Annotated in this window: 24 protein-coding genes; 7 read left to right on the top strand and 17 right to left on the bottom strand. The window is 52.6% G+C overall.

The genetic code is table 11. From position 1 onward, the window contains the following. The first annotated feature begins 127 nt into the window (after nt 1-127). On the top strand, nt 128-754 hold the full coding sequence (locus tag E6C60_RS11735) for a LysE family translocator (RefSeq protein WP_138226010.1): 627 nt from the start codon (nt 128-130) through the stop codon (nt 752-754). A gap of 2 nt (nt 755-756) precedes the next feature. On the opposite strand, the gene E6C60_RS11740 is transcribed toward E6C60_RS11735, so the two are convergent. Then, complete coding sequence (locus E6C60_RS11740) at nt 757-2,154, bottom strand: amino acid permease (RefSeq protein ID WP_233280990.1); 1,398 nt, start codon at nt 2,152-2,154, stop codon at nt 757-759. A gap of 204 nt (nt 2,155-2,358) precedes the next feature. Here E6C60_RS11740 and E6C60_RS11745 point away from each other — a divergent pair, with 204 nt between their 5' ends. Then, complete coding sequence (locus E6C60_RS11745) at nt 2,359-2,559, top strand: hypothetical protein (RefSeq protein ID WP_138226012.1); 201 nt, start codon at nt 2,359-2,361, stop codon at nt 2,557-2,559. Between the two features lie 49 nt (nt 2,560-2,608). Here E6C60_RS11745 and E6C60_RS11750 read toward each other — a convergent pair whose 3' ends face one another. Together E6C60_RS11750 and E6C60_RS11755 are read right to left on the bottom strand one after the other, a co-directional pair. Next, entirely contained in the window at nt 2,609-5,380 is a 2,772-nt protein-coding gene (locus E6C60_RS11750; RefSeq protein ID WP_233280991.1) for a CHASE3 domain-containing protein, read from the bottom strand. Between the two features lie 36 nt (nt 5,381-5,416). Next, the gene (locus E6C60_RS11755) at nt 5,417-5,794 is read right to left on the bottom strand and encodes a DivIVA domain-containing protein (protein ID WP_138226014.1); all 378 of its coding nucleotides are present in this window, start codon (nt 5,792-5,794) and stop codon (nt 5,417-5,419) included. Nucleotides 5,795-6,028: 234 nt separating this feature from the next. On the opposite strand from E6C60_RS11755, the gene E6C60_RS11760 reads away from it, so the two are divergent. Continuing rightward, on the top strand, nt 6,029-6,610 hold the full coding sequence (locus E6C60_RS11760; protein ID WP_138226015.1) for a TraR/DksA C4-type zinc finger protein: 582 nt from the start codon (nt 6,029-6,031) through the stop codon (nt 6,608-6,610). A 79-nt stretch (nt 6,611-6,689) separates the two neighbouring features. On the opposite strand, the gene E6C60_RS11765 is transcribed toward E6C60_RS11760, so the two are convergent. The 4 genes from E6C60_RS11765 to hrpB all read right to left on the bottom strand — a co-directional run bounded on the left by E6C60_RS11765 (nt 6,690) and on the right by hrpB (nt 11,465). After that, the gene (locus E6C60_RS11765; RefSeq protein WP_138226016.1) at nt 6,690-7,694 is read right to left on the bottom strand and encodes a Gfo/Idh/MocA family protein; all 1,005 of its coding nucleotides are present in this window, start codon (nt 7,692-7,694) and stop codon (nt 6,690-6,692) included. Between the two features lie 24 nt (nt 7,695-7,718). Beyond that, on the bottom strand, nt 7,719-8,078 hold the full coding sequence (locus E6C60_RS11770) for a replication termination protein (protein WP_138226017.1): 360 nt from the start codon (nt 8,076-8,078) through the stop codon (nt 7,719-7,721). Between the two features lie 268 nt (nt 8,079-8,346). Beyond that, on the bottom strand, nt 8,347-8,895 hold the full coding sequence (locus E6C60_RS11775) for a general stress protein (RefSeq protein WP_138226018.1): 549 nt from the start codon (nt 8,893-8,895) through the stop codon (nt 8,347-8,349). 65 nt (nt 8,896-8,960) lie between these two features. After that, on the bottom strand, nt 8,961-11,465 hold the full coding sequence (gene hrpB, locus E6C60_RS11780) for an ATP-dependent helicase HrpB (RefSeq protein ID WP_138226019.1): 2,505 nt from the start codon (nt 11,463-11,465) through the stop codon (nt 8,961-8,963). A 202-nt stretch (nt 11,466-11,667) separates the two neighbouring features. On the opposite strand from hrpB, the gene gluQRS reads away from it, so the two are divergent. After that, nucleotides 11,668-12,651 carry a tRNA glutamyl-Q(34) synthetase GluQRS gene (gluQRS, locus tag E6C60_RS11785; RefSeq protein ID WP_138227775.1) on the top strand — a complete coding sequence of 328 codons (984 nt, stop codon included), beginning with the start codon at nt 11,668-11,670 and terminating at the stop codon, nt 12,649-12,651. Nucleotides 12,652-12,712: 61 nt separating this feature from the next. Here the strand turns inward: gluQRS and E6C60_RS11790 are convergent, their stop codons facing one another. From E6C60_RS11790 to E6C60_RS11830, 9 genes are all read right to left on the bottom strand, one after another. Continuing rightward, the gene (locus tag E6C60_RS11790; protein ID WP_138226020.1) at nt 12,713-13,513 is read right to left on the bottom strand and encodes an SDR family oxidoreductase; all 801 of its coding nucleotides are present in this window, start codon (nt 13,511-13,513) and stop codon (nt 12,713-12,715) included. 156 nt (nt 13,514-13,669) lie between these two features. Beyond that, the gene (locus E6C60_RS11795) at nt 13,670-14,500 is read right to left on the bottom strand and encodes a PP2C family serine/threonine-protein phosphatase (RefSeq protein WP_233280993.1); all 831 of its coding nucleotides are present in this window, start codon (nt 14,498-14,500) and stop codon (nt 13,670-13,672) included. 4 nt (nt 14,501-14,504) lie between these two features. Beyond that, entirely contained in the window at nt 14,505-15,257 is a 753-nt protein-coding gene (locus tag E6C60_RS11800) for a vWA domain-containing protein (RefSeq protein WP_138226021.1), read from the bottom strand. A gap of 31 nt (nt 15,258-15,288) precedes the next feature. Further along, nucleotides 15,289-17,424: a serine/threonine-protein kinase gene (locus tag E6C60_RS11805; protein ID WP_138226022.1), complete on the bottom strand. Its 2,136-nt coding sequence runs from the start codon at nt 17,422-17,424 to the stop codon at nt 15,289-15,291. A gap of 130 nt (nt 17,425-17,554) precedes the next feature. Next, nucleotides 17,555-17,830 carry a WXG100 family type VII secretion target gene (locus tag E6C60_RS11810; protein WP_138226023.1) on the bottom strand — a complete coding sequence of 92 codons (276 nt, stop codon included), beginning with the start codon at nt 17,828-17,830 and terminating at the stop codon, nt 17,555-17,557. Between the two features lie 139 nt (nt 17,831-17,969). Beyond that, nucleotides 17,970-18,479: a WXG100 family type VII secretion target gene (locus E6C60_RS11815; RefSeq protein ID WP_138226024.1), complete on the bottom strand. Its 510-nt coding sequence runs from the start codon at nt 18,477-18,479 to the stop codon at nt 17,970-17,972. 27 nt (nt 18,480-18,506) lie between these two features. Then, nucleotides 18,507-19,313, bottom strand: a complete 807-nt coding sequence (locus E6C60_RS11820; RefSeq protein WP_138226025.1) for a hypothetical protein — start codon at nt 19,311-19,313, stop codon at nt 18,507-18,509. Between the two features lie 16 nt (nt 19,314-19,329). Then, nucleotides 19,330-23,328 carry a type VII secretion protein EssC gene (gene essC, locus E6C60_RS11825; RefSeq protein ID WP_138226026.1) on the bottom strand — a complete coding sequence of 1,333 codons (3,999 nt, stop codon included), beginning with the start codon at nt 23,326-23,328 and terminating at the stop codon, nt 19,330-19,332. Between the two features lie 47 nt (nt 23,329-23,375). Next, complete coding sequence (locus tag E6C60_RS11830; protein ID WP_138226027.1) at nt 23,376-23,687, bottom strand: hypothetical protein; 312 nt, start codon at nt 23,685-23,687, stop codon at nt 23,376-23,378. A gap of 385 nt (nt 23,688-24,072) precedes the next feature. On the opposite strand from E6C60_RS11830, the gene E6C60_RS11835 reads away from it, so the two are divergent. After that, complete coding sequence (locus E6C60_RS11835; RefSeq protein WP_138226028.1) at nt 24,073-24,312, top strand: hypothetical protein; 240 nt, start codon at nt 24,073-24,075, stop codon at nt 24,310-24,312. 46 nt (nt 24,313-24,358) lie between these two features. Here E6C60_RS11835 and E6C60_RS20950 read toward each other — a convergent pair whose 3' ends face one another. Next, a complete protein-coding gene (locus tag E6C60_RS20950; RefSeq protein WP_175415284.1) occupies nt 24,359-24,496 on the bottom strand; it encodes a hypothetical protein in 138 nt (45 codons plus the stop codon). A 381-nt stretch (nt 24,497-24,877) separates the two neighbouring features. Between E6C60_RS20950 and E6C60_RS11840 the strand changes: the two genes are divergently transcribed. Together E6C60_RS11840 and E6C60_RS11845 are read left to right on the top strand one after the other, a co-directional pair. Further along, a complete protein-coding gene (locus E6C60_RS11840; RefSeq protein ID WP_138226029.1) occupies nt 24,878-25,861 on the top strand; it encodes a YpdA family putative bacillithiol disulfide reductase in 984 nt (327 codons plus the stop codon). 31 nt (nt 25,862-25,892) lie between these two features. Beyond that, nucleotides 25,893-26,336 carry a DUF441 domain-containing protein gene (locus E6C60_RS11845; RefSeq protein ID WP_138226030.1) on the top strand — a complete coding sequence of 148 codons (444 nt, stop codon included), beginning with the start codon at nt 25,893-25,895 and terminating at the stop codon, nt 26,334-26,336. The last annotated feature ends 56 nt before the right edge of the window (nt 26,337-26,392 follow it).

The raw sequence follows: 26,392 nt of genomic DNA on the forward strand, positions 1-26,392 counted from the left end.
AGCCTCCTAAACCGTGCACGCATTTCTCTTCATTTCAAATCTAGAATGAGTGGCCAGCATCCTGAATATATTGAGTACAGGCTGTCAATGGCAAGCCTATTCTAGTCAATGCGAAGGAGAGAAGCGCATGAGTGTGTTGCTCAGCTATATTTTTCTTGGATTGTCCTTGTCCGCTCCGATTGGTCCGATCAATGCCGCACAGCTGGATAAAGGGCTGAAGAAAGGATTTCTGCATTCCTGGCTGCTCGGCGTTGGTGCCGTTCTCGCAGATATTGTGTATATGGTGCTGGTCTATATGGGTGTCGTTCACTTTGTAAGCACGCCGTTTGTGCAGACGTTCTTATGGGCCTTCGGCGCCTTCGTGCTGGTGTATACCGGCATTGAAAGTGTTCTGTCTGACGGCAAGGTATCCATCAGCGCCCATCATCAGGACGATTCGCTGCTTGCCTCCGTGCGCTCTGGCTTCATCATGTCCCTGTCTAATCCTATGACCATTCTGTTCTGGCTCGGCATCTACGGCTCGGTCATGGTCAAGACCGCTGCAGATCATGGTACCGGCGACCTGCTGCTCTTCAGCGGTGCCATCATCCTCGGCGTATTGATCTGGGATGTGGTCATGGCCGCAATCGCCAGCTCCTTCCGCAAGATGCTAAGTGACCGGGCCATTACCTGGATTTCAGTGCTTTCAGGTTTATCCCTTATCGGCTTTGGCCTGTATTTCGGCTGGCGGGCAGCTGCAGCACTGTTTGGGTAAGGCTATCGAACCGGCTTGGCCCGCAGCTTCGAGGCTGCTTTCCCCTTCCCTTGGAGCTTCTCTGCCTTGCGCCATACCGATTGCATGATAAGCACAACGGCCAGGATTAGCAGAATAAAGCCCAGGCTGATCCAGAAGCCCGGCCGGCTGGTGTGATGAAAAATAGAGCCGCTCACAGCGAGCAGTATGAGCAGCATGCCCGTATATCTTTTGACCTGTCCCCACTTGGTCAGCTTCAAGTTGCGGCCTGCCGACACCAGAATGAAGAACCAGTTGTACAGCAGCATTAATCCGGCAGCCGTCGTCAGGTACTCATAAATTTTGCCGGGCATCAGCAAAGAGAGCACGATGGACAGAAGGAGTCCGCCAGCCGTCAGACTAAGTGCATAGAGCGGCGTTTTTTGCTTAAACATTTTTTTGCTGAACAGCCCAGGGGCATCATGATCCTCCGACAACGTGACGAGCATCGTCGTAACTGCATACAGAGAAGCCACCATCGTTGAGAAGCCGGCCACAATCAGCACCGCATTAAAGACGTGGGGGACAAAGGGCAGCTGGTAAGACCCTAGAGCGACGATGAACGGGCTCTTGGTGGTGGAGAACTGGTTCCACGGCAGCAATGTTAAGGCCAGCCCCAAAGAGAAAATATAGATGATCGTCAGCACGATAATCATAACACGCCCGGATTTAGGTGCCTCCTTAGGATCCTTCAGCCGGATCGCCATTACGCCCATAACCTCAATCCCTCCAAAGGCGTAAAAGGCAAAAATAAGCGAGGACCACAGCCCGAGACCTCCGGTCGGAAACAGCTCGGCTGTTGACAACGGGACATTAGGCTTGATGCCGCCCGATAGCCAGCCCAGGAGCGCAATAACACCGATCACAATAAACATGACGATCGCAGCGACCTTGAGCACCGCCAGCACATTTTCCAATCGATCAAAGACCTTGTTTCCGATCCAGATGACGAGCAGTCCCAGCACCGCATAGCCGGACGCGAACATCCACATCGGCACCTGCGGCAGCCAGAAGCTTGTGAACAGCGCAAGCGCCGTCATCTGGCTTCCCATAATTAACACCTCGGAGCACCAGTACATCCAGCCTGTAGAGAAGCCGGCCCAGCGGCCGTATGCTTTTTTGGCATAGGATCGGAAGGAGCCCTCCTGCGGGTCCTCTGCGGTCATCCTGGCCAGCACATCAAATACAATAAACGTTCCGGCTGCCGCGAGCAGAAAAGCAATCAAGATGGATGGTCCGCCAAGCTTGATGCCGAGGCTCGAGCCCAAGAAATATCCAGTGCCAATCGTAGAAGCAACACCAAGCAGTGAAAGCTGCCACCACTTTAAGGTTTGCTTGTCTTCCTTGACGCCGGGCTTTGCTGCTGCTTTTGTGTTGCTCATCCTGCTCATTCCTCCTGCCTAAAGTGTAACGGCTTGTGAAGCTTATTATGTCTTTAGGCAAGTAAGGCTAATCTGCAAAAAAACCGGAAACCAGCGCTCCTTCTGACGCTGAATTTCCGGAATATCATAGAACTACATAAAATCAAGGAAAACGACAAACACTGGCTCATAGAACCTGTATTGCAAAGAAAGGATGGGCCTCTTATGAGCCAGACACATTACCCCTGGTACATTGTCGGTATTCTTGTGATCAGTGCTTTATTGTTATTTATGTTTGACAGACATTTGCTCTCGACCAAGAGTCAGGGAGATAAAGCCGCCGTGCGTTCACTGGGCTGGATTCATCTAATTATTGCCGGTGCCGGACTGATTGTACTGCTCATTTATGCAGCATCCATCGGCTGAAAGAGATTCATAAAGTCCAACGCCACTCACCAAGGTGATCGCCACATGGTCACCCATCTGCCAATCCAGGCATCTCGGAATCCGCACGCTTCATGAGAGTATGCATCTCTGCAAAAATCTCGCTCAGCTGAATCGGCTTCATAATGTATGCATCCGCGCCGGCAGCCCTGCACTGCGCCTCATCCTCATCATTTGCCCGCGCTGACAGCATAATAACAGGAAGCTGTTCATAGGCTTCTACCTGGCGGAGGCGCGTTAAGGCCTGTAATCCGTCCAGCTTCGGCATCATTCGATCCATCAGAACAATGTCCACCTGCTCGCCGGAGGCTAAAATGTCCAGACCTTCATCCCCATGCTGAGCAGTAAGCACGTTCAAATTGGCCTTTTCCAGCGCGTTCGCGAGCCCGTATACATTACGAATGTCATCATCCACAATCAGTACGGTTTGTCCCTCAAACCTGTAATTTACAGGCTCATCGGAGAAGCCTTCTTCTCCGTCTTCATCCCCCGACCCTTCAGAATCTGAAGGAGGACTGCCGCTCTCCAGGCTCGTTGCAGCCTCCGGCTGCGAGAACATCTGCTGATCCAGCAGAGCCGGCGGCCTTGCCGGGAGGAGCAGCGTAAATGTACTGCCTTCGCCTACCTTGCTCTGCGCCTCGAGATGACCACCCAGCATTCGGGCCAGCTGAAGCGATATGGTCAGCCCGAGCCCTGTGCCGCCGTATTTCCGGGCCGTGGATTCATCTCCCTGACGAAACGCCTCGAACACCGGAGCCAGATTCTCCTCCGCAATTCCGATGCCGGTATCCGTAACCTTGAACGCGATCATCCTGCCCTGCGGCATCGACCCTTCTGCTGCCGTTTCTTCCAGCATTGCGATGGATAACGCAACCCCGCCGGACTCTGTAAACTTAATGGCGTTAGACAGCAAATTCCGCAGAATTTGATGAAGCCGCAGTCCATCCGAGCAAAAGGCATCGGGAACATCAGGCTCAATATGCACGCTCAGCTGCAAATTCTTCTCCTCTGCCTGCTTGCCGAACTGGTTCACGACCATTTCCGGCAGCTCCGTTACATTAACCATATCCATCTCGATTTGCAGCTTGCCGGCCTCCACCTTCGATAAGTCCAGAATGTCATTGATCAGATTCAGCAGCTCCGTACCTGATTTATGAATGACCGAAGCATAGTTCTGCTCCTCCTCCGACAAATTGCCGTTCTTGTTCTCGGACAGAATCTGTGACAGAATCATCATGCTGTTCAGCGGAGTGCGGAGCTCATGGGACATGTTTGTCAAAAATTGCGATTTGTATTTAGACCCTTGCTCCACCTGCTCCGCATAGCGTTCAATTTCGCTGGCAGCAAACAGGGCAGCGTTCTTCTGCGCTTCCAGCTCATGGTTCAGCTGACGCGTCTCGGCCGACTGAACCTGCAGCTCCTCGGTTTGGCTCTGCAGCTCTTCGGTTTGAGCCTGCAGCTCTTCCGATTTCAGCTGCAGCTCCTCGTTCAGGGCCTGGGATTCGCGGTAAAGCTTCTGAATCTCCAGCTTGCTCTTCATGGATCCCAGCGCTTGTCCAAACACATGCAGCAGCTGCTCCAGAAGCTGCATGCAGGCGGCATCTAATGGCTTGAACAAGGCAAGCTCCAGCACGGCTTCCACATCGTCATCCGTCATAATCGGCGCTACGATCAAACAGCTTGGCTCAGCATCCCCCAGTCCGGATTCAATCCGGACATAGTTGGACGGTACGTCCTCAAAGGTTAATATCCTCTTCTCCACCGCGCACTGTCCTACCAGTCCCTCACCCGGCTGGAACCGGTCTCTCACTTTATTCCAGGGCTCGCCGTCGGGATCGGCAAACGCGGACGCCTTCATGAGATGCTGATCCTCATGCTGCAGGAAAAGCGCGGCATAAGGCGCGCCAAGCACTCTCGCTGCACGGTGCGTAAAAAACCGGGTCAGCATGTCCAGCTTGTCGGCGTTCTGAAGGAGTGTCGTCATGGCGGTCACCTGATCCTTGATCCAGGCCTGACGGCTTACGCTTTCCAGCAGCTTATTGGTTTCCTCGGCGAGCGTGTATACCTCATCCCGGGTCGTAACTACAATTCTGCGGGACAGATTGCCTCCCTTGGCGATCTCCCGGATCGTCTCCGACACCTGGTTGATCGGCTTCACGATGGTTCTGGAAATAATGAAAGCTCCGGCCAAGGTAGCCAGTGCGATCCCGCTCCAAAGGCCATACATGGTCCACAGCAGCTCAAGGTTGCGGCTCTTCATCTGATCCACCCTTGCTGCCGTCAGCTCTCTTTCAGCTGTGCGAAAGACGGTAAACTGATTTCGCAGCACATCCATCGTGGACTTCCCGGGATCATTGATAAAGAACTGCAGAGCTTCTTCATCCTGTCCGGCCTGCTTGATCCGAACGGCAGGCTGCCCTGCGGTTTCAATCCACTTCTCAATATTGTTCTTGATCGCTGCAAGATCGTTAATTTGATTGTCATTGTTCTCAATCAGCCGGATCAATTTGTTATAATCCGACTCCCAGGTGGACAAGGCTTCCTCATAAGGCTCCAGATATTCCGGATCTCCAGTGATCACGAAGCCACGCTGTCCATTCTCCAGCTCCAGCAGGCTTTTCTCGATTTCATGGGCGAGGCGGTGCACCTCAATGTCATGGCGGCCGATAAAATCGGCCTCCTGATGCAGCACGGCCATACGGCCGGAGACGACCCACAGGAATGCGCCCAGACAGGCGATCACCAGCAGATAGCCGATAATAATTTTTACTCTGATATTAAACGCACGGCGATTCGGCGGCAAAGGACTGGCCTCCCCCTGTAATGTCGATCTGCTCATTTAGTCAATATAGTATTTCGGTTCGGGTCGAATCACTTTCTTGAGGAGTGCAAGATCTGCCTCCAGGCGGCTCACCGCCTCCTCCATCACTGCCGGGTCAATGCCCGGCTTCTCCTGCTCTGGACGCAGCCCGGCTTTCAGATCACGAATAATCATTTGCTGCTCCTGCCATTTATCCATCAAATCCGAGATGGTTGCATAAAAGCGTTCGTAATCCTTAATGACATCGTCCAGAAAGGTATCCACCTCTTGAGCGTCATAGCCTCTCAGCTTCGTATTGAATTCCTTCTCGTGTATGGACAGGGCATCCATCTGAATGCCCAGCTGACGGAACAGCTTTCTTTGCTTGTCTAATCTTCGTTTCATGTGTTCATCCATCAATAATCCCTCCACTTTCGGGAACAGCTTGCTGACTGTACCCGAGCATTGTTGTACCTGATCCAGAACATATCAAAATCATGCTTGCTTTCTATGTAGACCATCTGCTCTCGTTCATAGAGTATCCACGCCTTTTCTTCGCTGAATGATTGCACTGCCCTTCCTCGGGGTAAGGAGACTACATGAAAGTCCGGCATCACCTCTTATTATAATATGGAAGGGAAGGTTATAGATATGAGCCATTTGAGCGAAAAACAACAGGAAACGTTAAAAGCGCGCCTTCAGGAAGAAAAAGAGCGGCTGGAGCAGCATTTCGGCCCGCAGGAAGGAGATCAGGACGAGAGGCTGTCTGATGAATCGTTAAGAGAGTCTACAGGAGAACTGAGCTCTGCTGATAATCATCCCGGGGATATCGGTACCGAAACCTTTGAACGCAGCCGGGATCTGGCGATCGACGAAAGCTTGACCCAGGAGCAGGATGACATTGAGAACGCTTTTGAGCGTATGGAAGAAGGCACGTACGGCACTTGTGCTGAATGTGGACAGGATATTCCTTATGAGCGGCTGGAAGCCATCCCATATACCGCTTATTGTGTAGAGCATACCCCGGAGCAGAATCGATCGGACCGGCGCCCTGCCGAAGAAGAGGTCATCACGACACCTCCCGGCGGAGCAGGTATTCACCGCCAGCAGGCTGAAGGAAAATTCGATGATGCAGGGGCCTGGGATTCGGTGGAGCAATACGGAACAGCGACCTCGCCGGCGATGGATGTCGAGCCCGGTGAGGATGATTACCACAATGAAGGCAAGGCGTAAATAATGACATTTCAAGGCTTGCAAACAGCCGGCAGTCCATCTGCCGGCTGTTTGCGTATGTTTCATAGCCCTAAGAAGGTTAAGGAATAAGAACCCGGCTTGACGTGTGAATAGCCCGCTGACAGGCATCAATGACCCTCATGTTATAAATGGCATCGTCCATGCCGTAGGGCAGCGGAACTCCGTCCAGCACTGCTGCAGCCATAGCATCCGCCTGCAGCGCAAAGTGATTATGCGCCCCCAGCTTTTCTTCCCGGGTGCCCCGGGGCGTATGAATCAGAATTTGAGCCTGGTCTTCCATCCGTTCCCAGCCGAACGCAGATGGAAGCTCGATGCGTCCTTCCGTGCCGGCAATTTCGAGGCTGCACCTTGAATAAGCCCACATACCGCACTCAAAGGTCAAGCCCAACCCTTCTTCAAACTCCAGCATGCCGTGAGCCATCATATCGACTCCATCATGCTCTTCGGAGAACATCGCATGACAAGTGACGGCTCTGGGCTCCATCCCGTAGATCATGCGGGCGGCGGAGATCGGATAGCAGCCGACGTCGTACACAGAGCCTCCGCCCATTTCCCGGCTGTATCTCACATTACTTTTGTCTCCGGCATTATTGAAGGTGAAGCTTCCATGAATGCCGCGGATCTGACCAATCTCTCCACTTTCGATCAGTTCCCGTACCCGGGCATGCTTCGGATGATAACGATACATGAACGCCTCGGCAAATACTCGCTTATGCTCCTGCGCCGCTTCCGCAACCTGACGAATTTCAAGCTCATTCAGGGCAGCCGGCTTCTCGCACAGCACATGCTTGCCCGCCTGCATGGCTTTAATAGACCATGGCTTATGCAGATGGTTCGGGAGCGGAATATAGACAGCATCCACATTGGGATCATTTAGCAGCTCATCATAGCAGCCGTATGATCTCGGGATATCAAAACGCTCAGCGACCTCAGCGGCTTTCTCCGCATTCCGGCTGGCAATGGCAGTGACCTCACAGCGATCCGATTTCAGGATGCCGGGTATCATGGAATTCCGGGCAATTTTTGCTGTACTCATAATACCAAAACGTAATTTCGTGCTCACGGAAAAAAACCTCCTTGCTATAGGTCAGTAATTGTCTCTTACTGCTTTGTTCAATATACCCAGACAGCGGTCCAAATCCGTCTTCACCTGCTTCTTATACAGCCTGGCCTTCTCCGCCCCATCACTTGTAAAGTGATACAGCACGATCTCCTGAAAATCGACTTTGGGATCACTGCCCTTAAGCTGCTTGGTCCGGTAGAAAACGCCCTCCTGAACCAGCTCATGCAGGGCACGATAGATTTCACTCTGCGGCGGCGAATAGCCATGGCTTTTGAACTCTTGCCGCATTTCTTCCAGCATTTGATACCCGTATCCCCGCTGCTGCTCTACCATGGTAATTAAATACACTTTGATAAACGCCCTTTGAGCGATCATAAAGGCCATCTTTCGACCCCTCCCCCCATTTCACACTCTATATGTCTCATATTGTATACTATCTGTCCTATGCTTGACTAATCTCGCCTCACTTTCCCTTTTAAACCTCCTGCTTGCTTCTAGAAACGGGAGAAGGATTTACATCGTGTAAAATGAACACGATTATTTTTAGAGTTTGTTTTTGTGAATTTTTCATATGTTGAAATAGTATTATCAGAAGTAAAAAAGAAGCGGCGGTACGATTTCGTCCGCCACTTCTTTAGGGTTAAGCCTTATTTTACAGCAGAGTGTTGTTATTGGGCAGTCCGTCAATAGTCCGGCTATCTGTACGAGAATACCGATCTGAATTAAGGGAGCGGTTAGAGTTAAAAATATCATGCACATCGTCATGCCGCTCCTCGTCATCGACCAATACCAGGATCCGGCCCTCATTAATATAACCCTCATACTCCCTGGCTTCCTCTTCCGGAATACCTAAGCCGATCAGGCCGCCCACCAGGCCGCCTGCGCCGGCTCCAACAGCAGCGCCTGTTAAGGTTGCCGCGATAGGTCCCGCTGCCAGGATCGGGCCGATCCCCGGAATGGCAAGAGCTCCCGCTCCGGCCAGCAGGCCGGTTACGCCGCCCAGAATTCCGCCTGTAGCTGCTCCCGCTGCAACACCCTCCGGTGCCTTCGTACCGGTTTCCTCCGATACCGTTTCCATCTCCTGCTTATCCTTCGATAATACAGATATACGTTCCCCTGAAACGCCTCGATCCTGCAGCTGTTGAATGGCTTTGATCGCTTCTTGCTCGGTTTCAAATACCCCTACGACATGCTTTTCCATCGTTAACGCCTCCTTGTTCGGGTGTAGTCTGACATCTATTACCCCGCGCCGGAGTTGGCCAAACGTTAACGGGACGTTCTTGGCTTGACTTTGTTCGTGGCCTCTGCCTCAAACGGATTTTCCGGCCAGTAGTGCTTCGGGTATCGACCCTTCAAGTCTTTTTTAATGTCAAAATAGGCATGCTGCCAAAAGCTCTCCAGGTCTTTCGTAATCTGCACCGGCCTCCGTGCCGGAGATAACAGATGAAAGGTAAGCGGCGTTCGGGAGGCTCCCAGACGCGGCGTCTGCTGCAGCCCGAATACCTCTTGCAGCCTGACCTCCACATAGGGTGCCGCCGGATCTTCATATTGAATCGGAATCCGGGATCCACTCGGCACTTGAATATGCGTGGGCGCCCATTCCTCCAGCTTCTGCCGCTGGTCCCAGCTCAGCTTATGGGCAAGCAGTTCTCCCGCCTTCAGTTTCTTGAGATCCTGCCTGCTTCGCACACCGCTTAAGTATGGGGCCAGCCATTCCTCCAGCGTATCCCGTAAAGCTTCATCGTCCACGCTCGGCCAATCAGGGTTATGACTGCTCATAAACTGCATACGCTGCTTCCATTGCAATGACTGCGTGCTCCAGGACAGAAGTCCTAAGCCTTCCCTGCGAACCGCGCCCACCACAGCTTGAATCACAGCCGCTTCGTCTGGATGCGGGTCCATGCGCTCTGACAGCTTTAGATGCCCCAGCATCACAGCTTGAACCGCTTTAATTCGTCCTGCTTCTTCATGCCAGTTAACACTTTTCTTCATGTACAGCTGTTCCTTAAAATGCCGCTCCAGGACATGGAGCTCCAGGCTCGCTGCAGCCTGAATGGTGGCCGTCGTTCCCCGGTCATCCACAACGGCGGCGGTAATGAGTGGAAGCCTCGCAAGCGGAGTGTCTCCTCGGAACACGGCACCGCGGCCGCTTCGCAGCACGAAATGTCCCTGTTCACGCTGTACTGCAATCCGGTCCGGGTAGGCAAACGCCAGCAGCAGGCTGCTTCCGTCAGCATCCATGGGCAGCACCGGCTTGACGTTCAGCTTGCTCATCAGACGTCTCATTTCCCGACTGATTCCTGACCACGGAGTTCCATCATTGTGGCTGGAGTCTGCCGTATCCCTGGATAGCTGATCTATAAGCCGCTCTATCCTGACGGCAAGATCCGGGTTGCCGCCTGTGTCTGCACCAGACTCTTTTTCCTGCAAAAAAGCCGCCAGCAGGCACGCCAGTGACCCTTGGCCAAGCTCCTTTCCCTTGATCAGCATATGAGCCAGCCTCGGATGAAGACCGAGCTTTGCAAGACTACGTCCATGCGGTGTCACCTTGCCAGCGGCGTCTACGGCCTGCAGCAGAGACAGCAGCTCTCTTCCAGCGTCCATAGAAGCAGAAGGCGGCTCGTCGAGCCAATGCAGCTCCGCCGGGTCCTGAATTCCCCATACAGCCAGCTCCAGCGTCAACGAGGACAGATCACTGCGCAGGATCTCGGCAGGCGTATGAATTTGAAGTGCAGCATGCTCCTCCGGACTCCATAATCTGTAGCAAGCTCCTGCCTGAACACGGCCGGCACGTCCCTGCCGCTGGTCGGCAGATGCTCTGGATACCCTGCGCGTGACGAGCTGCGGAAGTCCGGTACGGCGGGAGTACTCCTCTGTCCTCATCCAGCCGCTGTCCACAACAGCTGTTACACCCGGTATTGTCAGGCTCGTCTCAGATATAGAGGTGGACAGAATGATCTTGCGGCGGCCAGCAGCGTCCGGTGCAACCGCGAGCTCCTGCTCCGGCTGACGCAGACGGCTGTGCAGCTGACGCACTACAGCATGCTCAGGCAGCCCTGCACTTCGCAATGCTCTGCCCGTGCGTTCAATTTCCTTCATGCCGGGCAGAAATACGAGGATATCTCCAGACGTTTCGTGCAAAGAGCGAATGATTGCGGCCGCGACAGATACCTCCAGCGCTTGACCGGAAGGCGGAGGCATATAAAACGTTTCTACCGGGTAGCTCCTGCCGGAGCAAGTTATGATTTCTGCCCCGCCCAGCAGCCTGGATACCGGCTCAGCCTCCATCGTAGCTGACATCACCAGCAGCCTCAGATCCTCGCGGAGCACGCTCTGGCATTCCAGGGCCAGAGCCAGACCCAGATCTCCATGAAGATTTCGTTCGTGAAATTCATCAAAGATAATCATCCCGACACCGGTTAATTCCGGGTCCTCCTGAAGCATACGGGTAAGCACGCCTTCGGTTACGACTTCGATAACAGTCTCCGGGCTGACCCGGGAGTCCGCTCGAACCCGGTATCCGATCCGGGCCCCGACAGCCTCGCCAAGGGCATTCGCCATAAATGCAGCCGCAGACCTGGCGGCCAGACGCCGCGGCTCGAGCATGATAATTTTATGCCCTTTTGACCACGTCTCCGTAAGAAAAGCTAGGGGCACGCGTGTCGTCTTTCCCGCCCCTGGCTCTGCAATTAAAACGCCGCTTGTGTTGTCTCTGAAATGATGCAGCAGCGTAGGCAGTATTTGATCAATGGGTAGTTGTTCCGATTTCATGAGGTGGTCCCTGTTCCTTTACTTTATTCATTAGATTCATGCCTGAGGAAGCTTGTAATGCTGCTGACAACAGGCATGCAGATATTGTAGACGGTGGATCACTATTGATCAATAGCTTCTGTACAATGTCTGCGTTACAATAGAAGGCATGAATTTCAAAGAATCGGTTTAAGGATGACAGATCATTTCGCTAGAGTAGGTGATGCTTGTGTTACAGCCTGAATCAGATATCTTGTCCAGGGGCCGCTTTGCCCCTACCCCCTCGGGACATATGCATGTTGGTAATGCCATGGCCGCCCTGCTGTCATGGCTGCAGCTTCGCAGCCAAGGAGGAGCCTTTGTGCTCCGAATGGAGGATGTAGATACTGGCCGCTCCCGGCAGCATTTTGCAGACAGCATTGTCCATGACCTCACCTGGCTCGGGCTGGATTGGGATGAAGGTCCAGACGCGGGCGGACATGCCGGGCCCTATGTTCAAAGCCAGCGTCTGGAGCTTTATCGGGAAGCACTGGATAAGCTGCAAGCACAGGGGCTGCTTTATTCCTGCTATTGCAGCCGGGCAGACATTCTGGCCGCCCCGAGCGCGCCTCATGGCTTGAGTGCCGAAGGCCCTCTTTACCCTGGAACCTGCCGGCATTTAAGCCAATCCGAGCAGCAGCTTAAAGCCCGAACCAAAACGCCCTCTCTTCGTTTCAAAGTGAAGGAGAGATTTCCAGGCTTTCAGGATGATATTCTTGGACCCATTGAGATCAACGGTTATGCAAGCAGTGATTTTGTGGTTCGGCGGGCAGACGGCATCTACGCATATCAGCTGGCCGTCGTGGTGGATGATGCCGCGATGGGCATCACTGATGTGTTTCGGGGCGCTGATCTGCTGGATTCTACGCCGAGGCAGCTTATGCTATATGAGGCTTTGGAACTGACACCTCCACGCTTTGCCCATTTTCCTTTGCTTCTGGACGAAAAGGGCAACCGCCTGGCTAAGCGTACACAAGGTCTCAGTATACGGGAGCTGCGTCAGCGGGGGGTGAGCCCCCGGCGAATTGTCGGCTGGCTCGCCTGGATCACCGGATTAATAGGCAGCCTTCAGGAGCTGAGCCCGCAAGAGCTGATTCCGCTTTTTTCCATGGAACATGTACCTAAAGAGCCTGTTATGCTGACACCGGATGTGCTAAACCTGTTATAACGAAATCATGCAGAGATCACGGATGTCAGGTCCGCTTCTCTGCATGAATGGTTTCGGCTGATTAGCGCAGCAGGGACTCTGCGCCGTCTATAAAGATTTGTGCTCCGGTAATGTGCCGGGACTCGTCCGAGGCCAGAAAGGCTACCAGATCAGCGACATCCTCCGGCTCACCCGAGCCGTGCTGAAGCGGCTGACCGCCTTCGGGGTATTCGATCGGGATCGTAATTTCATCCACATGCCCTTTTACCTTCGTGCTTTGTCCAATGTTCGTAGAAATCGCGCCGGGACAAATGACATTCACGCGGATCTGGAATTGAGCCAGCTCCAGCGCTGCCATTTTGGCAAAAGCGACCTGTCCGGCTTTGGTGGTGCTGTAGGCAATCATGCCGAAGCCTGTGAATACCCGGGTGCCGTTGACTGAGCTGGTAATGATGATGCTGCCTTTCCCGCGCTTTTTCAAATAGGGCACGGTATGCTTGATGGTCAGGAAGGTACCGTCCAGGTTGACCTGAAGCGTCTTCTGCCAATCCTCAAGCTCTAGCTCATCAATTGGTGAGAGCACCCCGTTAATGCCTGCATTTGCAAACACAATATCAATGCCTCCAAACGCTTCTGCCGCTTCCTTCACGGCCTGCTCCACACGCTTTGGATCCGAGGTATCAACATCATAGGATTTAGCACAGCCTTCACGAATCCCGTTCAGCTCGACTTCCGCCTCATGTGTCCGCTCATCCACCAGATCAAATAATGCGACATTGGCCCCTTGCTTGGCCAGCTTTACCGCAGTAGCCCTTCCAATCCCCGAGCCCGCTCCGGTAACAATGGCCGTCTTTCCTTGAAAACGACTAGGTTCCTGGTTCATCCCATTCATCTCCTTTCATATAATGAGCAGTAAGCTTCATCTGTCACAAGATTACCCAAATCGTGATGTAATAATCATTCCACAGCAAAAGAACTCCCTTCCGGCTTGCAGCCGAAAAGAAGTCCCTATATTTTGCATCTGCAGTTCAGTAAGCTCTTACCATGATATTTCCAAAAAAGAAGCGTCATCCTCCAGCCCTTCTGTATGCCTCGCATCCATCAACACCTGAAGATCCTCATCAGGCACCACTTCGGAAATACCATCGAGATCGCTGAGTCCGTCACTGTACAAGAGCAAGCGATAAGCCCCTGCAGCGTGAAGACGGCATTCATAGACATTCGGTGTGCCCTTCGGTCCAGTCCGTGTAGACCAGCGATCACCGGTTCGAAAGGTTCCCGAGAAGGGTGAAGCCACCTCGGCCTGCTGCTGAAACAAACGCAGCCGGGAATCGCCCTGCCATGCCAGCCACAGCCGGCCTTTGCGCCCCAATTTGCCAGGGAGCTCAATCCGGCCGCATAAGTACATCGCTTCACTGCCGTTCTGTTTCTTCTCCTGAAGGATGTCTCTCAGCAAGAGCGGAGCATTCTGATCTACAGACAAAGCTTCCTCCTCCAGCCTGGCAGCTTGAGACAGCTGCACCAGCCTTTTTTGCAGCAGATGGCGGCTTGGCTCTGCCTCCGTTCGCAGCCAGGATAGAAGACCCTCTCCCAGAAAACGAGCTGCGAAATCTCCGCGGTAGCTCATGCTCACACCGTCACACAGCACGAAGCTGCAGGTTCTTCCATCTACGGCAAAGGCCATATAATCCTGACCCTGCTCTTGCAGCTGAGCCGTCTCCGAGGCTCGGCCATAGGCATAACGGCAATTGAACCTGCTTTTCAGGCTGGAGACCGGCTGCTCCTCATGCTGTCCACTCACATACGTGAAGCCATCAACAGGCCCTGTTTTTTGTTTCCCGGCAAGCTTTCGGTTTGGTGATAATCGCATAGCGTTAACGAACCGGGGTCGCCGCTGACATCTGGAATCCGATCGACACCAGCTCAGCACAGGTGCCAGGCAGCATCATAAGCGCACCAGACGCCAGCTGATAGTCTGCCTCCAGCAGCATTTCCCGGTAGCTGTCCGGCAGTACGGAGGACATAGCCCGGAGCTTCAGGGCATGCTCATCTTCAAGAGGAGTGTCGGAATGAATCCCTTTCCAGCGGCGCGGCTCTGTTACCGGCTGATTCAGCAAATGGTCCGATATACATATATTCTCGACGAGAACATTGCCATCCGGGACACTCATACTCATGATCCGCTTCGCAATCGGCTCAGGATCCTCCCCCGTGGCTACACCATCAGTCATATGGCAAACGAGAGGGGCCGGGCAGTCCTGCATATTCGGAATTTCAGCCTTCAGGATTCTTTCGGCCTGCAGAAAGGCTTTGGCAGAATCCGAGAACCGCTTCGGGGTCAGGTCTGGCAGCGAGCCAATCGCTGCAATTTCGTCAATACCCTTGATGCCGTTCAGCAAATCATAGACGTCATCACTGTATGCCAGAATAGCAATGCGATAGCGAGGCGTCAGTCGATTTCCCTTGGTAGAACGAAATACCATCTGCCGAATGGCCAGGGACAGCGCGTCATAGACGACATCAATGCGGCGCTTGCCCTCCATCAGCATATTCATAGAGGCACTGATATCAATTAAATAAATGATGAGTGCCGGTGTCCGCTGTGAAGCCTGAATACTATAATTCACCTCATACACCCCTGCGTCAATGTCATTGAAGTTAAAGGCTTGGCAGCCAGAACCCGCTGTTGTTCAAGAATAAATTAATATTGCTGCTGCGTGATTTCATGGAGCCGACTGAATTGTAATAGGTCGCATCCTTCTGATACATCGTCTGAAAGCTCCGGGCGAAATTTCTTGCTCTCGGTAAGTTGTCGGTTACTTGAGCGTTATAAGCTTTGTTATAGTAAGCAATCAGAGTCACCACATTTTCCGCTCTCTGCTTCTTGAGCTGCTCGGCCTTGGCAGCAGCCTCTTGCTTACGAGCTTCCTCCTGCCGCTTGGCCGCCGCCTGGCGCTCTGCCTCTGCAGTCCGGGCTGCCTCTGCTGCTCGCGACTCTTCTGCGGCACGGGCAGCTGCTGCCTCTTTCTCCTCAGCCTCCCGCTGCTTCTTCTCCTCAAGCAAAGCCAGATACTGTTCATACTTCTCCTGCTTGTCGTACTTTTCCTGCAGAGCCTGCTTTTCTTTTTTGGCCTCCAGCTGAGCGAGATACGCTTCATATTTCGCCTGCTTGTCATACTTTTCCTGCAGTGCTGCTTTCTCGGCAGCGAGCTTGTCGGCTTCCTCCTGCTTCGCCTTCTCTTCTTCCTCTGCCTTCAGGCGAGCAGCGTCCTCGGCTTTTTTTTGCGCAGCCAGTCTGGCAGCCTCTTCTTCCTTTTCTGCGGCTTCTGCTGCTGCACGTTCCTTTTCTTCATCTTCTTGCTGCGTGGCTGCTGAGGCTTCCTGCTGCTGTCGGACCTCTGATTGGTCCGCCAGAATCTGGTTCACTGTAAATACAGAGCCAGCCAGGACAGCAATGCCCGCAGCCGTAGATATCATAAATTTCCTGGAGCTTGCGATGGCTCTCCAGCCCTTCTTCTCTTCCTGTGGAGGATAGAGCTGTGACTCCAGATCATGAATAGCAGCCGCCAGCTCAACCTCTAATGGACTGTCTTTTTGAACAAAATGATACGCCGAACGGAAAATCTCCAGCGCTCCTGTCAGATTGCCTGCGGCCTCCAGATCCCGGGCTTGATGAAACAGCCGCGCGACAACATGATCATTCACCTCGCCGGTATCCGGCTGAAGTCCCAGATTGGCAGCAGCATCCTGGGCATGCTGAGCCGCTAGCGCTTCATCAATGACAGGCTTGCGAACGGCTCCCGCAACGGCCTCAGGCGCCTCGTGGGCAGAGTCTTGCTTCGTCACCGAAGCCGGCTCTTCAACAGAAACGGCGGATAACGCAACCAGCCATTCCCCAAAGGTAGGGCAGCTGCTCAGATCCTGACTGTCCCACGCTCGGGTAAACAGATCACTAATGGCTGCCCCCCACCGCTGGCCAAGCGACTTCTTCAATAAGAAATACCTCTCGCAGCCGGTCTGCATCTCATGCTGGTCGAAATAGCTTTCGCCCCAGGACTTGCTTACGACAGCGACATCGCTCCAGCCAAGCATCTCCGCAACGATGACAGCACCTGCAAAGCGATCTGCGTAAGAGCTCCAAAGACCGCTCTGAACCGCCCGATGCGCGGCATACCCTGGCGAGCCTGCCAGCAGAACGTCTGGCCGGTCCATCTTGGGACTATAGATTTGCTCAACATCCACCAGCTCCACAGCGGCGGCTCCTTCAGGAAGCTCCACTTCCGAAAAAAACGGAAGCATGACATTAGGCGCGGAAAGGTCACAATGCGCAAGACCCTTTTGCTCCATACTGGAGCCGATCGCGGCCAGTGCCTTGGCCAGCGTCAGACTTTCGCTCCGGCTCAGGCTTCGCTGGTCGCTAATGACATCAAACCAGGTCATCCCATGAATCCAGGGCATGATGACAGCATACAGCAGGTCAGGATACCGGGCTATCAGTTCTCCGTTTCTTTCGGGAGTGAGCACCTCTCGGCTGCAAACCTGCAGACCAGGTATTTCTTTATAGCCAGCCATATGATCCGATTGATAGACCATCGCCGGCATACGAAATTTAGGAAAAAACACCTTCAGCGCTTTAGCTTCATACGGTGAGCCATTTACAGGCAGCAGCTGGTAAACGATCCCCTGCCTTCCTGCCTGTGCATATGCAAGTCCCGGGGCCGCAGGATGCTGCCCTACCCTGTACGCCGTATTATTAATTGTAATCTGATCTCCGGGTGCAGGCTGAAAACCCATTGCAGCTCCCCCTTTCTATTGTCAAAATTAAGATTCTGTTTCATAGATCAAATTAGAGAAAAACCGGGAGTCCATAACCACCCGGTTTCTGCTTTCATATCCTGATATGCTATAGCTTGGTTCACTTCTACTAGCGTGTCTGATCAGCCATACGGAACTTCTGCGCAATTGCCTTCAGCTCGCTGCTGATGCTTTCCAGTGTTTGAACGAATGAGTTCATAAGGCGGCTGGCCTCCTGGAACTCCTGGAAGAAACGCTGCTTCGTCATACCGTCCCATTGACCTTCCATGCTGTTGACGGACTGCGTCAGGCTGTTGACGATCTGTTGGCTCTGATCACCACTCTGCTTAAATTGATTGGCTACCTGCTCTACTTGCTCCGGGGTAATTAAAATACGACCTGCCATGTATGTTTCCTCCTTTAATATGAATGCATATTTAACTGCTGAAAACATCGTAGCCCAGATCACATTCAATATCAAAATGTCATCCGACCCATTTTCCAATTACCACCAATGACCCATATTTGAAACTGTTCAGGATGATTTAATTAGCAGGCGCTAAGCGTGACGGATCTGCGAAGGTCCAGCCCTGTCCCGAAAGAGCCGCCTGCTTGGCCGATTCCTTGCCTTCCGCTGTCGCCATGCCAACCGCCTGAACTACAGAGCTTGGATTGGAAATATCGGGCGAGCTTCCCGCTGGAGCCAGAATGGAACGGGACATTTCCTGCCGGGAGGCTGCAAAAAGAGAAACCGGCGAAACTCCTCCTACGAGGGCATGGTTCAGCACGGAATTGTATTGATGATCCGTCTCCTGAAACAAATCGGCCTTTCCCGCCAGCTCCTGGCCCAGCCTTTCCAGCAGAGAACCCACTTGCATGCCCAACCGCTGGGCGAGATGCCACTCGTCCATCACTGCTGCCTTAAGCGAGGTTTCCCAGACGAGGGAATTCATGGCCTCACCGAGCTGATTACTCATCCCTGCAAATTGACTACCGGAGTGCAGGAGCTGCCGGCTTAATGACCGGAGCCGTTCCGGTTCGACAGAAATACGCATAGGTCCTCACCTTTCATTCGGGCTGACTCACTGTTTTAACCACATCATTAGCATCTGATAAAAATGTTCACGGGTTGCCGGCGCAGCCGTCAGCCAGTCCTGATCACCCTGGAGACTCATACGCAGCAACCAGCACATGGATTCATCAGATATAAAGGCCGCATTCTGGCTCTCCCAGCGATATTCATTCCAAACTGACAATTGAAGCTCTCCCGAGGAGACCTTGTTCTTCATGCACTTGGCGAGAGCCAATGAGCCTTCGGCATCATCTGTAAGCTTGGCCAGCCGGTCCGCAATCGCATCACCGGAAGCCGTCGCAGAGGATGTGAATATATCACTAAATTCTTTACGGCTCAGAAGCAGGGCCGGTATTTCACCAAGAGGAGCCTCACTGAGAGCTAAATCGTTTACCAGTCTCTGGCAGGTGCTTTCCACGGTGCCCAGCTCAGTCAGGGCATATTGCTGGTCGTTTACGCCGCACTTACACACCTGGATCACCTGGTCTCCGACAACATGGAGATACCCTTCGAAGCTGGTTCCCAGATGTTCATATTTCAGCCAGCACGCTCTTTCAGCAAGACCGGCTACAGCTACCCTAGAAAACACCTCAGGAGGGATCGAAAGCTCTCCAGTGTCCTCTAATATTAAATAATTTTTCTCCAGCAAGGAGGTTTTTGCTGACTCCCATTCCAGCGCAATCTCTTCCGTTAAGTATCCACTGAAAGGATCTTTGACGCCGAGCAGGCGATCAGAGCCAAGAATACCTGCTAGGAAAAAGAACTCTTTATCATCAAGTGTAATCGTCTCCTGTTTAGAAGCAGGAATCGTCAACATTATGAGTCACCTCCCTTCAAACTACAACATGCCATCGGTCACGAATTTCCTTGACCCATTTTTCTGGATTCCAGACCTCTGTAAAAGGAACTGCGCCTTTGATTCTGGAAAATTTACGTTTTATATAGTACCCTTGTCCCGGAGGAAGGAGCTTTAGTCCTCCAGCACTATGGTTGGATTCCGAAAAAGGAATTCTAAAGAAGGACAAATCGTTAGAGTCCAAAGTACCAAACAGAAATCCTGCTTGGGCTGCTTTAATATCCGAGAACCAGTCCACGCCGTATGTCGGGAAATCAGCAGGCACTCCGGAAATGATGACATGAACATTACGGTCTCTGCCCAGCCGTACAATGGAGGACAGCTGATCCTTCACTGTGAAATCATTAAGCTGCTTACTGAGCACATCCGCATCATCAATCATAAGCACAATGGGTCTATGCTCTTCTTCCTTCGTTCGCAGCTGAACGGCTTCGTAGATTTTGGAGATCAATGCCGTCAGCTCCTCTTCATCTGAAGCAGTCCCCTTGACATGAGGCAGCTGACTTAAAGAAGCAAGGCCCTGGCTCCCATAGCGGGTATCTACCGTATATAGCTCCAGCTCCTCTGGAGAAGAATGAAGAGCCATAGACAGCATCCAGCTCAGCATAAAGGAGGTCTTTCCTCCCTCCATGGGACTGCCAATGATGAAATGCGGGCCCTCCTCCAGCGAAAGGTTAAAGGGATCCAAATCATCGGTGGTTAGACCGAGCGTCACTTGACGCGACGCTTGATGTGCGGCTTGACTGTAAGGCTGATCCATGTCCAGCAGCTCATGCAGCTGGATCTTCTCCGGCAGTGACAAAATAGCGGGTGCTTTCTCTCCACTCCAGGAGTGGCTTAGCTGTTGAATTTGCTTACGCAGCGCTGCCGAACGCTCCCCCTCATCCCGGCCCGGGGCCGGAAGAGCTGACTGGAATTCCAGCGGCGGCACCTGTCCCTTTACCAGCCCGCGGCCCGGCGGCAGCTGACTTGGTGCTTTGGTCGGACGTCCGACTGCGTAATAATAATCCGATGGATCTGCCAGCTCGAAACTCAATGCATGCGAGATATTGCTGCGAACCTTTTCAAATATATCGGAGATCCGGTTCGCTGAGATGATAAAGGTGATGCCGAGACTTCCACCCTCCCGAAGCAAATACTCCAGCATATCATTTTCATCGGCATACGTATTTCTGAAATTAAGATAGCCATCAATCACAACGATCAGCTGCGGCAAAGCACTTGACATTGAACGCCGGTAAGACGACGCGGTTTTGACGCCGGCCTCGGCCATCCATTCCTTGCGAGTGGCTGCGGTCCGGGCCAGGAAACGGAATAACCGCTTGATCCGGTCGTCATCCTCCGTCGTCATCACTGCACCGATATGCGGCAGTCCGGCAAAGTCTCGCATCGTCCGGCCCATATCCACGATATATCCATGCCATTGGTCAGGTTGATATTGCGCGGCCAGGGACATCAGCATCGTTTGGATCAGCGTGGTCTTGCCGAGTCCCGGCATGCCATAGATGACCCAATGGCCCTGTTCCAGATTTAGCAAGAGCGGCCGCTGGCATTGCTGAGTCAGATCATCTACAAGCCCCGCAGAAGCTGTTAAAGGAAGACTACCTGCCGAAGCAAGCTGATCCTCCTGAGCAGCCAGGGCTTCGACCTCCTCCAATTCCAGCGTTTCCGGCAGCGGCGGGAGCCATGGTCCCGGAAGCCGTGAGATTCCATGAGCACTTGCAGCCTCGGCTGCCTGGTTAATGAACACCTGCAGCTGCTTCATGGGCTCTTCTTGATGCACCTTCGATGCCTGCGAGGGCGCAAGCATCGGCTCATATTTCCCATTCAGGCGCAGCTCACGGATCTGAACAGCAGCATCCTGATCATCTTGATGTACTGTATATGGCGCACCGCTCCAGGCAAACTGCATCTCTTCGAACACTTCATCACTACCGACCTGAAAATAGCCGCGACCCGGCTTATTGATCCAGGCAGCGTTCGGGATTTTCAGCATGTCCCGGCTGTCGCCTTCACTTTGGACGCGCAGACAGATTCGAAAGCGAGAATTACTCCAGATCTTATCGTCGACAACCCCGGCCGGCTTCTGCGTAGCAAGAATCAAGTGCACGCCGAGTGTCCGTCCGATTGCCGCAATACTGATTAATTCATCCATAAATTCGGGCTGGTCCTTCTTGAGCTGTGCGAATTCGTCAATAATAATGACTAGATGCGGCAGGGGTACGCCCTGCCCGCTGCGGAGCAGCTTGTAATATTCATCAATATGCTGGAGATTGCCAGCATCGTTCAACAGCTTCTGCCGGCGCACCAGCTCTGCTTTTAAGGACACTTTTGCACGCTCGATCAGGTTGTTATCCAGATTAGTGATGGTTCCAACGACATGAGGCAGGTGAAGGAAGGTGTTCGACATGCCTCCACCCTTGTAATCGATAAGCATAAAGGCCAGATCATGCGGATGAAACTCTGCCGCCAGAGAAGCAACTATGGACTGGATAACCTCACTTTTGCCGGAGCCTGTAGTTCCGGCAATCAGCCCGTGGGGGCCATGGCCGCCGCGTTCAATTTTGTCATGCAGATTCAGATTGATCCTCTTGCTGCCAGCCCGCACACCCATCGCTACCGGCAGTGAGTCCGGGTAACGGTTCTGCTGCCATCTGCGGTGGAGATCCAGCTCTTCAATGGTCTCAATCTCCATCATTTCAAATAGCGTTAAGGTGGAAGGAATGTCTGAAGCGGACGAGCGCTTCAGTCGAATTGGAGCCATATATCGAGCCAAAGCCTCCATCTGGTCCCGAGATACATGATCGATATCAAAGCCCTGCTGTCTCGCCTTTCCATCTTCCTTGACCGTAACCACGGCTCGGTCTTTGCCCGCCTCCAAAATCAGCTGACACTGCATCGGCAGGGATTCCTTTCGGTCAGACAGCACAATCGTTATAGCGTCCACCGCCTCCGCTTCCTCCATGAGGAGCGGCAGCAGCGGCTCTTCCTCAATCAGCTGGGCGGATGACAGCAGAATCATGTAGGCCGGAATATTCATCGAGCGAGCGGCATAATCGCTGCCGCTTCGGCGGCGGCGATTGAGCTGCATGAAGAGCTCGTCGGCCAGCTGATGAGCGGTGCTGCGCCGATCTGCCAGATATCGTGCAGAGCGGTCATCATCCCAGCAGTGCGGGAACCATCTCATCCAGTCCCATTCATCCGCTTCCTTTTCCTCGTAAAAAGCCGCGAGCTTCACCTCATCCGGCGAATGGCGCACGGTCATCTGAGCGACAAGCACGCGCAAGGCATTCAGAGCATGCTCCCGCTGACCAACCACCCCGATCACCTTGGACTGATTCAGCGGCAGCGTAATTGAAGCATCTTCAACGACCGCAAAATCAGCTGCCAGGACTTCCGCCGCTTCAATAAGCGGATCTTTCTCGTATCCATCTGATCTGGGCGGCTTGATGTGGACGAAGAAAGGGACCTGACCCTTTCCGGCCCGCAGCTCCAGAAAATCACTATCCTCCACAGATCTTTCCCAGAGCCTGCTGCTGCGGCTTTTGACGATCTGGCTGCATACCTCGGGATCACCATGAATCTCAAACATGGTTTCTACCTGTTCCCGCTGACGCTCCTTCAGCTCTTCCCGGTGCAGCTCCAGCTGGGCGCGATACATCCGGTCTCTTTCTTCAAGCCGCTTCCGATAAACCTTCTTATTGCTGAGATACATAAAGAAGGGCAGGGTATAGGACATGAGCATCATCGGAATCATGATCATCTGAAACATCATAAATCCGCCGCTGCCCATACGTCCTGACATATTCATATAGACATAAAATGCGATCATCAATGCAGTCATAATGACGGGAATGATGATCGAAATCATAGAAAATGATGGCTTGCTAGGTTCTGTGGGAGGCCTGAATATTTCCATATCCTCTTGCTGAAGAGCGGGTTTAATCCGCGGAGATCTCTGATACAAGACGTTCATGGGGCGCCTCCTCAATATCACATTATGTAAGCTGCTTCATTACATCCTCACGGTTCCTGGAACAAGCTTCTTCGTCCGTATACCGGGGCGGTTTCCAGCGTTGTTGAAAATGCCCGCTGCAGGCGGATGTATGAGCCCTCCCGAAGGCCTGCCTCGACGAGGCTACTTCCTTCCTGAACCTGAAACCATAGTCCCTCCGGAAATTTGGCTTCCAATATATATTGTACGCCCGGCTCGGGCAGCTCCTGGAACAGCCGGAGTCCGAGCAGCTCGTTTAGACGATGGACGGTACAGCTGTCAGGTACATCTATATCAAAGGTCTCATCACTTCTGCGTCCGCTGACTACCGTCAAAATCATGCAGGAATGCCACCCCTTCTGCATTATATTTAATTGGTTACATTGTTGTAACTATATCATCAGTGAGTCTACCCTGTCAATTTGTGTCATATTCCTTTCTCCCTATATGACCTCGAACACCCTAGTCCAAAAGCACCAGCGCAGATATTGAAACAGGGAAATCCAGTCCATATTCATCCATTCACCCTTATTTTACTATATAAATCAATATAGATAGCAAAAAAATGCAATATTATTGAAATTCAGCTCCTTCCTTGTCAGCTCATTCACAAAAATGTCACGGACAGCCATAGGTTGGTGATTAAATATCTCATTTTAAGGTTATTTTAAGTTTGGACGTTTATAATGCAACTATCATGAAACTATATTTTCGTGAGGTGATCACATGAAAATGCTAATTATGTTCCAAAACAAACCGGTTCCTGTATATTTCACCACGGATAATAAGCAGCCGGTACAAAAAGTTCTAAAGCTGTTGACCAGCGCCCTGGACGATAAAATCAATAACGGGAAAAAGGCACTGAAAAAATGCCTCAACTCCCTGATCAGCATCGAGATCGAGGGCTCTGAGGCCATTCTTCACAGCAAAAGCGAAAATGATTCTCTTGCGCTATCTCTTTTCTAAGAGATAGCCTTTTTTTGTGTAGAAGAACCTGGCGGTCACCGCCGTGCTAGGCATGGCGGATCCGCTGCTCCTCCTCGGCTTGAGCTTTAAGAACACGAATCTGAAACAGCTTTAGTAGGTTGAAGGTTGTGTTAGCTTCCTGACAGGTGCCCAATTTTCTTAAGATAAAACGATCAATGGACATGCCTCTCACTCCTGACTTTTTCATTCATCATTCAAAGCGACATTAGGATCATCAACCGGGGGAGGAAGGGAAAATATTTCCTGACTGCGGGTATTTTTTATTTAACCGTACTTCCCGGCTCTTAAACGCTTGGAAACAGGACAAACCGGGCCCGAATGAGCAACAATCCGCAGTGAAAAATGCTTTATAGTGCTAACTTTATCCATATCTAGTGATGCAATTTGATTCCAGCTAATCCCAGTTCAATATATAGAAAGACAAAAAAATTTAAACTGCTTGAAATTTTTATAGGGATGCCGTTGGATTTCGGTCTCTTTTTGCGGTAGGATAAATAATACTGTTTCCACACATAGCTAACCACATAAGGAGGCGCAGCCATATATGCTAGACGTTTTAATTATCGGGGCAGGGCCCTGCGGCCTGTCTACGGCGATCGAATGTCAGAAGCGCGGACTGTCCGCAGAGCTTATTGACAAACATAATCTTGTGCATTCCATCTATCTATATCCGACGCATATGCAGTTTTTCAGCACCGCTGAAATGCTTGAGATTGGCGATGTGCCGTTCGCACTATCGAATGACAAGCCTTACCGCGATGAGGCATTGGCATATTATCGCCGAGTGGCCGAGCATTATCAGCTAGCGATCACCCCGTATGAAGAAGCTCTTTCTATCCAAAAGCAAGGCGACAGCTTTATCGTCAGCACCCGCAAGCGTAATGGCACCGAGGGGACCCGCACGGCCCGAAATGTCGTCATCTCTACGGGATACTTTGACCACCCGAATTATATAGGAATCCCCGGGGAGGACCTCGACAAGGTATCTCACTATTTTAGAGAGGCACACCCTTATGCCGGCATGAACACGGTCATTATCGGAGGCAGCAACTCCGCCGTCGATGCCGCTATGGAGCTCGTCCGGGTCGGTGCCAAGGTCAGTGTCGTCTACCGCGGCAGTGAAATTTCGCCGAATATCAAGCCTTGGGTACGCCCGTTATTTGAAGGCATGGTGCATAAGGGGAAAATCGCGCTTCATCTGGAATCCAGCGTAACAGACATCCAGGAGGCTCAGGTGACTATCTCTTCCCTGTCAGGAAAAGAGCAGATCATTGAGAATGACTTCGTGCTGGCACTAACCGGCTTTCGGCCGGATCGGCAGCTGCTTGCCTCCTCCGGAGTGAAACTCGACGAGGAAATGGAGAAGCCCCGGTTCAATCCCGATACGATGGAAACGACGGTACCGGGCTTGTTCGTGGCAGGCGTCATTGCTTCAGGTCGCAACGCGAATGAAGTATTCATTGAGACCGGACGATATCATGGCCGCCTCATCGCCGAGCACCTTGCTGGCCATCCCGCGGAATCATGAGGCCTTGGCCAGGAGAGGAGCTTGAAGGTTCATGGACATGACCGCTTTAATTTTGCTGGGACTGGCGGCGCTCGGGATTATGAGCAGCAATACCTCCATCACGATCGCTATGATTGTGCTGCTGCTGCTTCGGGTAAGCGGCCTGCAGCAGGCCTTTCCCTGGCTGGAGAAGCATGGCTTGACACTCGGAATCATCATTCTCACGATTGGCGTCATGACTCCGTTAGCCAGCGGGAAGATCAGCCTGGACACCATCCTCCAATCCTTTCTGAGCTGGAAATCACTGCTTGCCATCGGCATTGGTATGCTCGTTGCTTATTTGGGCGGGCGCGGAGCCCATCTGATGGGGACGCAGCCCACGATTGTTGCCGGTCTTCTGATCGGTACCGTTCTGGGAGTTGCGCTGTTCCGCGGAGTTCCGGTAGGTCCTCTCATTGCGGCCGGCCTGCTATCGCTGTTTCTCGGTAAATCCTGAATCATACTGCATCACAAAACAGCCTCCACCCTGCGATCATGTCTGCGGTGGAGGCT

The sequence above is a fragment of the Paenibacillus algicola genome (assembly GCF_005577435.1).
GTDB lineage: Bacteria > Bacillota > Bacilli > Paenibacillales > Paenibacillaceae > Paenibacillus_AQ > Paenibacillus_AQ algicola.

Bases quoted from the DNA above. Each gene is read 5' to 3' on its own strand.
- E6C60_RS11735 (WP_138226010.1), top strand. From the start codon at position 128: ATGAGTGTGTTGCTCAGCTATATTTTTCTTGGATTGTCCTTGTCCGCT.
- E6C60_RS11740 (WP_233280990.1), bottom strand. From the start codon at position 2,154: ATGAGCAACACAAAAGCAGCAGCAAAGCCCGGCGTCAAGGAAGACAAG.
- E6C60_RS11745 (WP_138226012.1), top strand. From the start codon at position 2,359: ATGAGCCAGACACATTACCCCTGGTACATTGTCGGTATTCTTGTGATC.
- E6C60_RS11755 (WP_138226014.1), bottom strand. From the start codon at position 5,794: ATGGATGAACACATGAAACGAAGATTAGACAAGCAAAGAAAGCTGTTC.
- E6C60_RS11760 (WP_138226015.1), top strand. From the start codon at position 6,029: ATGAGCCATTTGAGCGAAAAACAACAGGAAACGTTAAAAGCGCGCCTT.
- E6C60_RS11770 (WP_138226017.1), bottom strand. From the start codon at position 8,078: ATGGCCTTTATGATCGCTCAAAGGGCGTTTATCAAAGTGTATTTAATT.
- E6C60_RS11775 (WP_138226018.1), bottom strand. From the start codon at position 8,895: ATGGAAAAGCATGTCGTAGGGGTATTTGAAACCGAGCAAGAAGCGATC.
- hrpB (WP_138226019.1), bottom strand. From the start codon at position 11,465: ATGAAATCGGAACAACTACCCATTGATCAAATACTGCCTACGCTGCTG.
- gluQRS (WP_138227775.1), top strand. From the start codon at position 11,668: ATGCTTGTGTTACAGCCTGAATCAGATATCTTGTCCAGGGGCCGCTTT.
- E6C60_RS11790 (WP_138226020.1), bottom strand. From the start codon at position 13,513: ATGAACCAGGAACCTAGTCGTTTTCAAGGAAAGACGGCCATTGTTACC.
- E6C60_RS11795 (WP_233280993.1), bottom strand. From the start codon at position 14,500: ATGCGATTATCACCAAACCGAAAGCTTGCCGGGAAACAAAAAACAGGG.
- E6C60_RS11805 (WP_138226022.1), bottom strand. From the start codon at position 17,424: ATGGGTTTTCAGCCTGCACCCGGAGATCAGATTACAATTAATAATACG.
- E6C60_RS11810 (WP_138226023.1), bottom strand. From the start codon at position 17,830: ATGGCAGGTCGTATTTTAATTACCCCGGAGCAAGTAGAGCAGGTAGCC.
- E6C60_RS11815 (WP_138226024.1), bottom strand. From the start codon at position 18,479: ATGCGTATTTCTGTCGAACCGGAACGGCTCCGGTCATTAAGCCGGCAG.
- E6C60_RS11820 (WP_138226025.1), bottom strand. From the start codon at position 19,313: ATGTTGACGATTCCTGCTTCTAAACAGGAGACGATTACACTTGATGAT.
- essC (WP_138226026.1), bottom strand. From the start codon at position 23,328: ATGAACGTCTTGTATCAGAGATCTCCGCGGATTAAACCCGCTCTTCAG.
- E6C60_RS11830 (WP_138226027.1), bottom strand. From the start codon at position 23,687: ATGATTTTGACGGTAGTCAGCGGACGCAGAAGTGATGAGACCTTTGAT.
- E6C60_RS11835 (WP_138226028.1), top strand. From the start codon at position 24,073: ATGAAAATGCTAATTATGTTCCAAAACAAACCGGTTCCTGTATATTTC.
- E6C60_RS20950 (WP_175415284.1), bottom strand. From the start codon at position 24,496: ATGTCCATTGATCGTTTTATCTTAAGAAAATTGGGCACCTGTCAGGAA.
- E6C60_RS11840 (WP_138226029.1), top strand. From the start codon at position 24,878: ATGCTAGACGTTTTAATTATCGGGGCAGGGCCCTGCGGCCTGTCTACG.
- E6C60_RS11845 (WP_138226030.1), top strand. From the start codon at position 25,893: ATGGACATGACCGCTTTAATTTTGCTGGGACTGGCGGCGCTCGGGATT.